Origin of the sequence: Streptomyces sp. cf386 (assembly GCF_900103585.1) — a bacterium.
In the GTDB taxonomy this organism is placed as follows: domain Bacteria; phylum Actinomycetota; class Actinomycetes; order Streptomycetales; family Streptomycetaceae; genus Streptomyces.
Map to the genome: position 1 here is coordinate 161,734 of NZ_FNHV01000010.1, position 12,328 is coordinate 174,061.

The window sequence follows — 12,328 nt, forward strand, 5'->3', positions numbered from 1 at the left end:
CGGCTGTGACGGTCCACACGTCAGGAGCCGAGAGCGGCGCCGCCTCGCGTGCGGGTCAGCCTCGGCTCGCTACTCGACGAGACCCGCCTCGGCCAGCAGGAACGCCGTCATCGGGTCGTAGTAGCGCGGGCTGACCACATGGTCGTCCAGCGGCACCACCACCTGCACCGTTCCCTCCGACTCCGCGAGGAACAGCGCCGGGTCGTTGCAGTCCGCGTATCCGACGGAGTCCACCCCGTGCCGGCCGGCGTACCCCGCCCACCCGTGGTCGGCCACGACCAGGTCCGGCAGCGGACGACCCTCGCGCTCAAGTCCCGTGAGGATGGCCTTCATCGGTTCGCCGGAGTGGGTGTGCCAGAGGGTGGCGCCGTGTTCCAGGACCGCGACGTCCGCGAACTGCATGACGTAGCCCTCGTCGGTCTGCAGGCCGTCCGGGATGACGACGATCTCGCAGCCGGCCATGCGCAGCGCGGCCGCCGTCGCGCGGTGGACGTCCAGCAGTCCGCCCGGGTGACCGGTCGCGAACAGCACCCGCTGCCCGCCGTCCGCCGCCTTGCGCAGCCGGGCCGCCATCCGCTCCAGCGCGGCCACCGTCAGCTCGGGGTCGATGGTGTCCTGCCCGTGGCGGTACTCCGGGTCGTCATTCACGCCGACGCGCTCGGCCATCACCGCGAGCACGTCCTGCTCGTCGGTCCAGCGGTCGCCGAGCTCAAGGCCGAGCCAGTAGTGGCGGTCGCCGTTCGCCAGCTTGCGGTAGTGGGAGAGATTGTTTTCGCGGGGAGTGGCGACATCACCCGCGATACGGGTTCTGACGAGGTGGTCGACAAGGTCGGCGCGGCTGGGTGTCCCGGGTATTGGCATGGGTCCCATTGTGAGGCAGACAACTACGGGAACGCCTGAGTCCGGGGCGCGTGCGACGTGCGTCACTGTGCGGGTCATCGCTCGCCGGTTCGCGTAACCGTTCGATTCGCCGCTCCCTTCACTGCTCCCTTCACTGCTCCCTTCACTGCTCCCTTCACCCTTCGATGTGCCGCAGCGCGAACCACAGCTCCATCCGTACGTCCGGGTCGTCCAGGTCCGTACCGAGCAGTGCCCCGCACCGGGCGATCCGCTGGCGGACGGTGTTGCGGTGGACGGACAGGGCCACCGCCGTGCGGTCCCAACTGCCGTGCAGGGAGAGCCAGGTGCGCAGGGTCTCGGTGAGCGGGGAGGAAAGGGGCGCGAGGAGAGTGCGGGCGTGGGTCTGCGCCTCGTCGGGGGAGAGCAGGTCGGTGAGGGCGGGGCGGCGGGTGCCGTACTGGAACAGAGGCGTGCGGGTGGCCCTCGCCCGGGACAGGGCCCGGGACGCCTGGGTGTCCGCCGCCGGCCAGTCCGGCGCCGTCGCGGGGGCGCTCACGCCCAGGGTCCAGCCGGGCTGCGGGGACGGTTCGCGGTCCGCCGGGACGAGGACGCGTACGACGTCCCGCGCCAGGTCGACGAACGGCGAGCCGAGGGCCGCGCCCAGCGCGGAGGCCGCCACCGGGTCGCCGGGGCGGCTGTCGGGCCGGGCGTGCACCACGAGCCAGCTGCCCTCGCCCAGGAGCGGGGCCACCGCCTGCGGCTCGGCGCCCAGCAGCAGCCGTACCAGCGCCGAGGAGCGGGCCGCGCCCGAGCCGCTCTGGTGCTCGCCGGTGAGGAGGGAGAGGAGTACGGCGGCGACGGAGGCGATGGTGTGGTCGCCGGGGTCGCGCTGAGGTGCGGCGACCCCGAGAACGAAGCCCTGACCGGCGCCGAGGGCGTAGGCGGCGAGGTGGATGCCGGAGACGCTGTCGGTGGCGGAGGTGGGCGTCCCCGGCCCCGAGGGCCGCACGACCTCCACGAGCTCGGCCAGGGCCCTGCTCACTGTCTCGCTGGGCGTCCGTCCCGTCGGCGCGGCTCCAGTCGCTTCGGGCGTCCGTCCCGCAGGCGCGGCGCTCGCCTCCGCCGATGTGGTTTCCGCCTTCAGCGACGGGGCCCCCGCTCCTTCCGGCGCTCGCCCCGCTGACGGGGCTCCTGCCTCTTCCGGCGTGCGTCCCGCCGACGTGGCTTCTGTCGCTTCCGGCGTCGGCCCCGCCGATACGGTGCTCGCCCCCGCCGATGCGGCCCCCGCCCCCGCCCCCGCCGATGCGGCCCCCGCCTTCAGCGATGCGGCCCCTGCCGCTTCCGGGGCTCGCCCTGCTGACGGGGCTCCCGCCTCTTCCGGCGCCCGTCCCGCCGACGCGGCCCCCACCCCCTCAGGCGCGCGCCCCGCCGTAGCGGCTCCAGTCGCTTCCGGGGTCCGTCCCGCCGACAGCGCCCCCGCCCCTCCCGGCGCCCGTCCAACCGACCCGGCCCCGGCCCCCACTGACCCGGCCCCGGCCCCCACCGACGCGGCCCCCACCCCCACCGGCGCCCGCCCCGCCGAAGCGACCCTCGCCCCCTCCGGCCCGTACAGCACCGCCCACCCCCCGACCCGCTGCGCCAGCTGCCGCAGCACCGCCCGGACCGGATCCGGGCGGGAGGCGGCTGCCGCCAGGCTCTGTTGGGCCTCCGTCACGCGGCGTAGTTCGGCGAGTCGGGCCTGGGCCATCAGTTGCCAGACCGCGCGGGCCACGCCGGAGAAGGTGGTCTGGGGCGGGACCTCCAGCAGCGGAAGCTCGTACAGCTCGCATGCCGCCACCAGGGCGCGCGGCACCGTGTCGTGCACCGGCGCGACACCGAAACCGAGCGCCGCCCCGCCCGCCTCGACGATCCTCGCCACGTAGTCGTCGAAGTACGTCCCCGACCCCGCGGCCTCCGGGATGTGCACCCCGGCCGTCAGCAGCAGCTCGCCGCCCAGCAGGTAGGGATACGGGTCGGCCATCTCCGAGGTGTGCGCCCAGTGGATCACCGTGTCGGGGTCCGTCGGGCCGGCGATCTGGCGCAGGGCCAGGTCCTCGCGGGCCAGGAGGGCCGAGAGGGGGACCGGTGGGGTCGGGGGAACGGCGGGTTCCGGCATGGGACGTTTCCTACACTCGGGCAACCTCGGATGGATGAAACGTACACTTCGCAGTTGCTTTCCGGCCACCTACTGTCGTTCCAGGCCGGCAGCCGCGGGTACGGGCGGATGTCCCCGCGAACCGCTGCCGAATTCCGAACGTCCCCACCCCCCCATCTGCACGACACGCCACCGGAATGTGCGCAAAGGAGGCCCCACATGGCCGTCGACTACACAGTCATCGTCGTCTATCTGGCCGGCATGCTGGCCATGGGCTGGTGGGGCATGCGCCGCGCCAAGTCCAAGAGCGAGTTCCTGGTCGCCGGGCGCCGGCTCGGTCCGACCATGTACTCCGGCACCATGGCGGCGATCGTCCTCGGCGGCGCGTCCACCATCGGCGGTGTCGGGCTCGGCTACCAGTACGGGCTCTCCGGCGCCTGGATGGTGTTCACCATCGGCCTCGGGCTGCTCGCCCTCTCGGTCTTCTTCTCCGCCCGCATCGCCCGCCTCAAGGTCTACACCGTCTCCGAGATGCTCGACCTGCGCTACGGCGGCCGGGCCGGCGTCATCTCCGGTGTCGTCATGTGGGCGTACACCCTCATGCTCGCGGTCACGTCGACCATCGCGTACGCCACGATCTTCGACGTCCTCTTCGACATGAACCGCACCGTCGCGATCATCCTTGGCGGCTCGATCGTCGTCGCCTACTCGACGCTCGGCGGCATGTGGTCGATCACCCTGACGGACATGGTCCAGTTCGTGGTGAAGACGATCGGCGTGCTGCTGCTCCTGCTCCCCATCGCCGTCGTGAAGGCGGGCGGGTTCAGCGAGATGAAGGCGCAGCTGCCGACCGAGTACTTCGACCCGCTGGGCATAGGCGGCGAGACGATCTTCACCTACGTCCTGATCTACACCTTCGGCATGCTCATCGGACAGGACATCTGGCAGCGCGTCTTCACCGCGCGCAGCGACAAGACCGCCAAGTGGGGCGGCACCGTCGCCGGCACCTACTGTCTCGTCTACGCCCTCGCCGGTGCCGTCATCGGCACGGCCGCCAAGGTGCTCTACCCCAAGCTCGGCAGCGCGGACGACGCCTTCGCGACTATCGTGCGGGACGAACTGCCGGTCGGCGTACGGGGGTTGGTGCTGGCCGCCGCTCTCGCCGCCGTGATGTCCACGTCCTCCGGCGCGCTCATCGCCTGCGCGACCGTCGCCAACAACGACATCTGGTCGCGGCTGCGGGGCGCGGTGCGCAGCCCCGAGGTCGCGGCGGTCAGCGGCACGGGGGTCGCCAAGGACGCGCACGGCTCGAACGACCTGCACGGCTCGCCCGACGCGCACGACGAGGTGAAGGGCAACCGCGTCTTCATCCTCCTCATGGGCGTCGCCGTCATCGTCACGGCCATCGAGCTGAACAACGTCGTCGAGGCGCTGACCGTCGCCTACAACCTGCTGGTCGGCGGGCTGCTCGTGCCGATCCTGGGCGGCCTGCTGTGGCGGCGCGGGACGGTGCAGGGCGCGCTCTCCTCGGTCGTCGTCGGCGGCGTCGCGGTGATCGTCCTGATGGCGACCCACGGCATCCTCGCCAACGAGCCCGTCTACTACGGCCTGCTGCTCTCCCTCGCCGCGTACGTCGTCGTCTCCCTGATGACGAAGCCGACCGACGCGGCCGTACTCGCCGCCTGGCGTGAGCGGCTCGCCGGACGGTCCCCCGAACTCGTGTCCGAACCGGTGCCGGCTCCCCAGTAGAGTCGGGTGGCAGATGTACATACACGGCATACGCGATGAAGCGTAGGAAAGAAGGCATTCCACGATGACTGGCAACGAGACGCCCCGCGGCCCCGTCGACTCCTCCCGCATCCCGCGGTACGCCGGACCCGCGACCTTCGCCCGGCTCCCGCGCCTCGACGAGGTCGGCCGCGCCGACGTCGCCGTGGTCGGCGTGCCGTTCGACTCGGGCGTCTCGTACCGGCCGGGCGCCCGCTTCGGCGGCAACGCCATCCGCGAGGCGTCCCGGCTGCTGCGCCCGTACAACCCGGCGCAGGACGCCTCCCCCTTCGCCCTCGCGCAGGTCGCGGACGGCGGGGACATCGCGGTGAACCCCTTCAACATCAACGAGGCCGTGGAGACGGTCGAGGCGGCGGCCGACGAGCTCCTCGGTACCGGTGCCCGCCTGATGACCCTGGGCGGCGACCACACCATCGCGCTCCCGCTGCTGCGCTCGGTGGCGAAGAAGCACGGCCCGGTCGCCCTGCTCCACTTCGACGCCCACCTCGACACCTGGGACACGTACTTCGGCGCGGAGTACACCCACGGCACGCCCTTCCGCCGGGCGGTGGAGGAGGGCATCCTCGACACGGAGGCCCTCTCCCACGTCGGTACGCGCGGCCCGCTGTACGGCAAGCAGGACCTCACCGACGACGAGAAGATGGGCTTCGGCATCGTCACGTCCGCCGACATCTACCGGCGCGGCGCCGACGAGGTCGCCGACCAGCTGCGCCAGCGCATCGGCGACCGCCCGCTGTACATCTCCATCGACATCGACTGCCTCGACCCGGCGCATGCCCCCGGCACGGGTACGCCCGAGGCCGGCGGCATGACCTCGCGCGAGCTGCTGGAGATCCTGCGGGGCCTGGCGTCCTGCAACCTGGTTTCGGCGGATGTCGTCGAGGTGGCGCCCGCGTACGATCACGCCGAGATCACGTCGGTGGCCGCGTCCCACACGGCGTACGAACTGACCACGATCATGTCCCGCCAGATCGCGGCGGCCCGGAAGGACTCGGAAGCGAAGTGACTCACGACCACGACCTGGTACTCCGCCCGACCGAAGCACAGACCGCCGCGGCACTGAACCCTCCGGCCGGCCGCAACGGCGGGGACCTGGTCGTGGAGACGCTGGCGGCGCTCGGTACGACGACGGTCTTCGGCCTCCCCGGCCAGCACGCCCTCGGCATGTTCGACGCCCTGCGCCGCAGCGATCTGCGCTACATCGGCCTGCGCGTGGAGAACAACGCCGGCTTCGCGGCGGACGCCTACGGCCGGATGACCGGCGAGGCCGCCCCGCTGCTGCTGTCGACGGGCCCGGGCGCGCTGACCTCGCTGGCCGCGCTCCAGGAGGCGGCAGCGGCTTCGGCCCCCGTCCTGGCGATCAGCAGCCAGATCCCGACGGCGGGCCTGGGCGGCGGTCGCCACGGCTACCTCCACGAACTCCCCGACCAGGCGGCGTCGTTCAGGGGCGTGGTGAAGTCGGTTCACACGGTCCGCACCCAGTCCCAGATCCCCTCCGCCATCGAGGCGGCCTGGAAGTCGGCGCTGACCGCCCCGCACGGCCCCGTGTGGGTGGAGATCCCGCAGGACGTGCTGCTCGCCGAGACATCGATCCCGGTGGTGACGGGCGGCGACGCGTTCCCCGAGGAACTGCCGCCGCGGCCCGAACTGACGGCGGTGGCGGCCCATTTGCTGTCGCACGCCGCCCGTCCGGCGATCATCGCGGGCGGGGGAGTGGTACGGGCGGACGCGTCCGGCAAGCTTCGCCGGCTCGCCGAGACGCTGAAGGCCCCGGTGGTCACGACCCCCGGCGGCAAGGGCGCGTTCCCGTGGAAGCACCCCCTCTCACTCCAGTCCTGGATCGAGGACCGGCACACCACGGACTTCCTGGAGGACGCGGACGTACTCCTGGTGGTCGGCTCGGGCCTGGGCGAACTGTCCTCCAACTACCACACGTTCAAGCCGCGCGGCCGGGTCATCCAGATCGAGGCCGACCTCGGCAAGCTGGAGTCCAACCATCCGGCGCTCGGCATCCACGCGGATGCGCGGCTCGCGTTGCAGGCGCTGCTGGAGACGGTGTCGGAGCGGGAGGACGTGGCGGCGCCGGAGCGGGTACGTGAGGTGCTCGGGAAGGTGTCGGAGCGGATCGGCGCCCAGGAACTCACCCTGGAACAGGACGTGCTGGCTTCGGTCCGGCGTGCCCTGCCCGCCGACTCCCCGTCCTTCTGGGACATGACCATCCTGGCCTACTGGGCCTGGTCGGCCTTCGACGCCAAGGGCCCCAACCACCTGCACTCCGCCCAGGGCGCCGGCGGCCTCGGCTACGGCTTCCCGGCGGCGCTGGGCGCGGCGGTCGCGGACCCGACGCGTCCGGTGCTGGCGGTGTCCGGCGACGGCGGGGCGCTGTACTCGATCGCCGAGCTGGCGACGGCCCGCCAGTACGACCTGAACGTCACCTGGCTCATCGTCGACGACGGCGGCTACGGCATCCTGCGCGAGTACATGACGGACGCCTTCGGCCAGGCCACGGCCACGGAGCTGACGCGGCCTGACTATGTGGCGCTGGCGGAGTCGTTCGGTGTCCCCGGGGTCCGTACGACCCCGGAGACGCTGGAGGCAGATCTGGCGAAGGCGCTGTCCGAGCCCGGGCCCTCGGTGGTGGTACTCCCGGCTGTGCTGCGGATGTTCGCGCCCACGCACCTGGCGACGTGATGCCTCAGCGGCCGTCGCGCGAGTCGTAGACGTGCTCGCGGTTGTTGCAGGCGTCGTCCACCGAGGGGCCGGTCATCGGTACGGCCCAGGGGACGAGCGCGAGTGCTGCCCTGCAGAGGTTGGGGGCGGAGTGGCCGGCGATGTTGATACGGCCCCGGTCGCCGTCGTCGGCGTGGGCCGGGGCGGCGACTGCGAGGACTGCCATGGTGAGCGCGGCGAGCGCGCTGATCTTCTTCATAGCCGGATCAACGGCGTCGGATCGGTGCAGGTCATTCGGCTGTACAGGTGGTGATCGAACGCGCCGGGGGCCGACGGGCCCCCGGCGCGTCTACGGCTACTCGGGTCTGAGGCGACCGAACAGAGCCCGGTGGCCTACCAGATCGACTCGACCCACTCCGGGTGGTCGATGAACGGGTTGCGGTTGCCCTGGTAGGAGTCGTAGATGACCTCGTTGCGGCGCTCCTCGAAGGAGTCCGGCGGGTCCTCGTCGCTCCAGGCCTTCAGCACCGAGAGGCGGCCGTGGTACGGGACGCTGCCGTTGGTGACGGCGTCGTTGGGCTCCAGGTCGGGCCAGCTGTCGTCACCCTCGTAGCGGACGGCCATGTAGAGGATCATGCGGGCCACGTCGCCCTTGACGGCGTCGCGGGGCTCGAAGGAGTTCGAGTCGGTCAGGCTGCCGCCGGAGTTGGTGAAGCTGCTGCCGCCGTTGTCGAAGTCCTTGTTGCCGCGGATGCTGTTGACCTGGACGTCCTCGGGGCGCAGGTGGTGCAGATCGGTGCCCGGGCCGGCCGAGGTGCCGAAGTCGCCGTGGGACTGCGCCCACACGTGCTCGCGGTTCCAGTTGCCGGTGCTGCCGCCGTTGAGGGACTTGCTGCGGGAGATGCCGCTGTAGAGCAGCTTCACGTTGCTGCTGTTGTTCGGATCCTGGTCGGTGACCTTCAGAGCGTTCCAGACGGCCGAGTACGAGATCGTCGTCTGGTCGCTGATGATCGTGTGCAGCGAGTCCTTCAGCGCCGTGCCGGTCTTGCCGATCGCGTCGGCGTAGTACGTGTCGTCGTACTCCGTCGTCGTCGCGGCGGCCGGGGAAGCGGTGAGCGCCGGGGTGGTGAGGCCGACCAGGACGGCGGCCGTCGTCAGCGCGACTGACTTCCAGCGGCTGCGGCGTATGTGTGTCGCCAGCATGTGGGGTTCCCATCTACGCGGGGGGTCTACGCGGGTTGAATGGAGGCGGCAATCGGGAGCGTGGCATGGACATGCGGTGATGTCGAGGGCTCGCACGTGTCCATTGGGTGACGGCAAGCGGCAAATCGGGTCATGGGTGCGATAGTTGACGCCGAAACGGCCCCCGGCTGGTGAGCCGGGGGCCGTTGAGTGGGAGTGGGAGTGGGAGTCCGGTCGGGGTCAGCCGACGTCGGAGGAGTCCAGGCGGTAGATGGTGGACGACTGGTTGTTCTGCGAGGAGTTGTCCGAGCTGGAGCCCGAGTTCGTGGTCGAGCTGGAGTCCGAGTTCGTGGTCGAGCCGGAAGTCGAGCTGTAGTCGCTCTCCTTCACCGCCGTCCCGTTCTTCTGCACCCACTCCGTGACCTCGGAGCTGACGCTGCTGCCGCCGCCTGGGCCGCCGCCCATGCCGCCGCCACCGATCTGGATGTAGTGCAGCTCGCCCTCCTTCACCAGCTCCTTGAGCTTGGCCAGCGTCATCGCCTTGTCGCTGCCGGACCAGCCCCACATGGAGATGACGGGCTCACCGCTGCTGACGATCAGCTGCGCGGCGCTCTGTGAACTCGACACCGCCAGCAGCCACTTGGCGCCGTCCTGGTGCTTCTTGAGGTAGGAGATCAGCTCGCTGTTCGCGCCGCCGCCCATACCGCCGCCGGGGCCGCCGCCCATGTTGCCGGGCTGGCCGCTGTTGCCGGTGCCCGTGCCGCCGGGGGCCGTACCGCTGCCGCCGGTGCCGTTGGGTGGCGTACCGCCCATGTCGCCGGTGCCGCCGGGAGCCTGGCCGTTCTGACCACTCTGGCCGCCGGGCAGTTCGCCGTTCCCGCCGCCCGGCATCATCTGGCCGCCGCCGTTCTGGCCGCCCTGCTGCTGACCGCCGGGGCCGCCGCCCTGCTGGCCGTTCTGGCTGCCCTGGCCGCCGGCCTGGTTGCCCTGGCCGCCGCCGAAGCCACCCCGGCCGCCGCCACCGCCCCCGCCGGGGCCACCGCCGAAGCCGCTCCCCGTGGAGGGCCCGGCCGTCGGGTTCGTACCGCCCATGCCGGCGCCCGAACCGGACGGCACCGACCAGGCGTACGCCGCCGGACCCGCCACGGCAGCGACGACCGCCGCCGCCACGGATGCCGCCAGCAGCCGTACCCGCATCCCCGACGCGGACCGGAAGACGAGCAGTCCCACGATCGCCAGCGCCATGACGACGGCGATGGCCGGCCACAGCCAGATGTTCCAGCCGGAGGCCCGACGCAGCAGTACGACGGCCCAGATCGCCGTGACCGCGAGTGCGGCCGGGAGCACCCACGCCCACCGCTTGTCGGCACGGAAGGCGCGCAGCAGCATCACGCCGCCACCTCCGCACAGGGCCGCGATACCCGGGGCGAGCGCGGTCGTGTAGTACGGGTGCATCGTGCCCTCGGCCATGGCGAAGGTCAGGTAGTGCAGCGCGGTCCAGCCGCCCCAGAGCAGCAGCGCGGCGCGGGTGAGGTCGGTGCGGGGGGCGCGCCCGCACAGGACGACGCCGCCGACGCAGGCGATGGCCGCGAAGGGGATCAGCCAGGAGATCTGGCCGCCGAGGATGTCGTTGAACAGCCGGCCGATCCCGGCGGTCCCGGAGAAGCCGCCGCCTCCGCCACCGCCGCCTCCGCCGTTGCCCTCGCCGCCGAGGATCCGGCCGAGGCCGTTGTAGCCCATGATCAGGTCCCAGGCCGTGCCGTCCGTCGAGCCGCCGATGTACGGGCGTTCGTCGGCGGGCACGAGGGAGACGGCCGCAGCCCACCAGAAGCTGGAGACGGCGAGGGCGACGCCCGCGATGAGCAGGTTGACGATCCGCTTCACGAGCTTCGGCTTCGCCGCGTAGAGATAGACGGCGAAGACGGCGGGCAGCGCGATGTAGCCCTGCAGCATCTTCGTGTTGAAGGCGAGCCCGAAGCACACCGCGGAGCCGACCAGCGGCAGCAACTTGCCGTTGTGCACGGCCCGCAGGGCGAGCGCCGCGCCGCCGGCCATGAGGAACACCAGCAGGGTGTCCGGGTTGTTGTCACGGTTGATGGCGACCGTGATCGGCGTCAGGGCCAGCACCAGCGCGGCGACCGTCGCCGCGCCGTGGCCCCACACCCGCTTCACCGAGGCGTGCACGATCCAGATCGTCGCCAGCGCGACCAGGATCATCGGCAGCATCATCTGCCAGGTGCCGTAGCCGAAGACCCGGCACGACAGGCCCATCACCATCAGGGCGAACGGCGGCTTGTCGACGGTCAGGAAGTTCCCCGCGTCCAACGAGCCGAAGAACCACGCCTTCCAGCTCTGCGTACCGCTCAGCACGGCCGCGCTGTAGAAGCTGTTGAGACTGGAGCCAGAGAGGTTCCAGGCGTACAGCACCGCCGCGAGGACCAGGATCGCGATCAGCGCGGGGAGTGACCAGCGGGGGGCCTTGTCCGGGGGTGCGGCGGGCGCGGCGGGTGCGGCGGGTGATGCCGGGGCCGGCGGGGGCGCGTCGGGGGCGGTCACGGGTGTGTGGGGGTGGGGATCGGTGGCTGATGTCACCCGGGCATCGTGTGAGGTGGGGGTGGGTGGGGGCTGTGGCGTACCTGGCGGTTTGCTGTGGATTCTCAAAGGAGTACGCAAAGGGGTCCGTGAGGCGGTCCGCACAGGAGGTGCGCAGGTGAGGACTCCCGGAGAAGTCGGCGGACACGGAGGCGAATTCACGTCACATCCCAAAGCCTCGGCGGGAGCTCCTGGGCCCGTGTCAGTGCGATCAGTTACGGTCGGATTCGCACACGTGATGATCAATGGTGTTGGTATCGCGAGCACGGTCTACGGGGAGGTTGACGGGGGATGGGTTACGTTCTGCCCGGTTGGCTGGACGAGATCCTGGACTTCATCGGGATCAACTGGCCGAACGTCGACGAGGACGACTACCGCGAGATGGCGGACGCGATGCGCGAGCTTGCGAACGCCTTCGACGATCACGCGGGCGAGGCGCATGCGTCGGTGAGCCGTCTGCTGTCCTCCAGTGAGGGCTGGGCGGTGGATGCCCTGCAGGAGCACTGGGGCATGGTGAAGTCCTCGCACCTGGAGCAACTGCCGGAAGCGGCCCGTCTGTTCGCGGACGCCATGGACGTGGTCGCGGACGTGATCTACGGGATGAAGGTCAAGGCCGAGATCGAACTCGGGGCGATGGCCGCGTCGGCCGGCGTTTCCATCGGCCTGGCTTTCGTCACCGGTGGTCTGTCGGCGCTGATCGGTGCGGCGCAGATCACGGCGATGCGGGAGGTGGTGCGTCGCCTCATCAAGGAGGCCGCCGAAGAGATCGTCGACCGGGTGATCGCGATGGTGACCGAGCCGGTCGCCGCCAAGCTGGAGACGATGGTCACGGACGCGGTGCTGGACCTGGCGTCCGGGGCCATTTCCCCGGCCGACGGTGCGGGCGGCGGGGGCGGGGACGGGCACGGCAAGGGTGTCCCGGGGATGCGGCTGAACTCGGCCGACGGCCCCGATGGCGGTGGTGGCGGTGGCAAGATGCGCATCGACCACGCCGAGTACGACAAGGCCGCGGGCGATCTGGGCCGCATCAGCAGTCCTCGCTGACCCGCCTGACGGGCTCGCTGGACCGCGCGCACGGCGCCAACGACCGCACCCGTGGCCGGGACCCCTTCACTCAGGGCA

Annotated in this window: 9 protein-coding genes; 4 read left to right on the forward strand and 5 right to left on the reverse strand. The window is 71.4% G+C overall.

Translation table 11 applies throughout. The features are described 5' to 3' along the window. Positions 1 to 69: 69 nt before the first annotated feature. Together BLU79_RS25820 and BLU79_RS25825 are read right to left on the reverse strand one after the other, a co-directional pair. Positions 70 to 861 carry a phosphatase gene (locus tag BLU79_RS25820; protein WP_093908476.1) on the reverse strand — a complete coding sequence of 264 codons (792 nt, stop codon included), beginning with the start codon at positions 859 to 861 and terminating at the stop codon, positions 70 to 72. A 154-nt stretch (positions 862 to 1,015) separates the two neighbouring features. Then, positions 1,016 to 2,995: a PucR family transcriptional regulator ligand-binding domain-containing protein gene (locus tag BLU79_RS25825; RefSeq protein WP_093908279.1), complete on the reverse strand. Its 1,980-nt coding sequence runs from the start codon at positions 2,993 to 2,995 to the stop codon at positions 1,016 to 1,018. A gap of 198 nt (positions 2,996 to 3,193) precedes the next feature. Between BLU79_RS25825 and BLU79_RS25830 the strand changes: the two genes are divergently transcribed. The 3 genes from BLU79_RS25830 to BLU79_RS25840 all read left to right on the forward strand — a co-directional run bounded on the left by BLU79_RS25830 (position 3,194) and on the right by BLU79_RS25840 (position 7,453). After that, positions 3,194 to 4,723, forward strand: a complete 1,530-nt coding sequence (locus BLU79_RS25830) for a sodium:solute symporter family protein (RefSeq protein ID WP_093908280.1) — start codon at positions 3,194 to 3,196, stop codon at positions 4,721 to 4,723. A 64-nt stretch (positions 4,724 to 4,787) separates the two neighbouring features. Further along, positions 4,788 to 5,768: an agmatinase gene (gene speB / locus BLU79_RS25835; RefSeq protein ID WP_093908281.1), complete on the forward strand. Its 981-nt coding sequence runs from the start codon at positions 4,788 to 4,790 to the stop codon at positions 5,766 to 5,768. After that, a complete protein-coding gene (locus tag BLU79_RS25840; RefSeq protein WP_093908282.1) occupies positions 5,765 to 7,453 on the forward strand; it encodes a thiamine pyrophosphate-binding protein in 1,689 nt (562 codons plus the stop codon). The genes speB and BLU79_RS25840 overlap by 4 nt, the downstream gene beginning before the upstream one ends. A 4-nt stretch (positions 7,454 to 7,457) precedes the next feature. Here BLU79_RS25840 and BLU79_RS25845 read toward each other — a convergent pair whose 3' ends face one another. From BLU79_RS25845 to BLU79_RS25855, 3 genes are all read right to left on the reverse strand, one after another. Continuing rightward, entirely contained in the window at positions 7,458 to 7,691 is a 234-nt protein-coding gene (locus BLU79_RS25845; protein ID WP_093908283.1) for a hypothetical protein, read from the reverse strand. A gap of 134 nt (positions 7,692 to 7,825) precedes the next feature. Further along, positions 7,826 to 8,635 (reverse strand): endonuclease I family protein, encoded by an 810-nt coding sequence (locus BLU79_RS25850; protein ID WP_093908284.1) that lies wholly within the window; start codon positions 8,633 to 8,635, stop codon positions 7,826 to 7,828. Between the two features lie 219 nt (positions 8,636 to 8,854). Then, positions 8,855 to 11,206 carry an ArnT family glycosyltransferase gene (locus BLU79_RS25855; RefSeq protein WP_093908285.1) on the reverse strand — a complete coding sequence of 784 codons (2,352 nt, stop codon included), beginning with the start codon at positions 11,204 to 11,206 and terminating at the stop codon, positions 8,855 to 8,857. Positions 11,207 to 11,497: 291 nt separating this feature from the next. Between BLU79_RS25855 and BLU79_RS25860 the strand changes: the two genes are divergently transcribed. Beyond that, positions 11,498 to 12,250, forward strand: a complete 753-nt coding sequence (locus BLU79_RS25860) for a WXG100-like domain-containing protein (protein WP_093908286.1) — start codon at positions 11,498 to 11,500, stop codon at positions 12,248 to 12,250. Positions 12,251 to 12,328 lie beyond the last annotated feature (78 nt).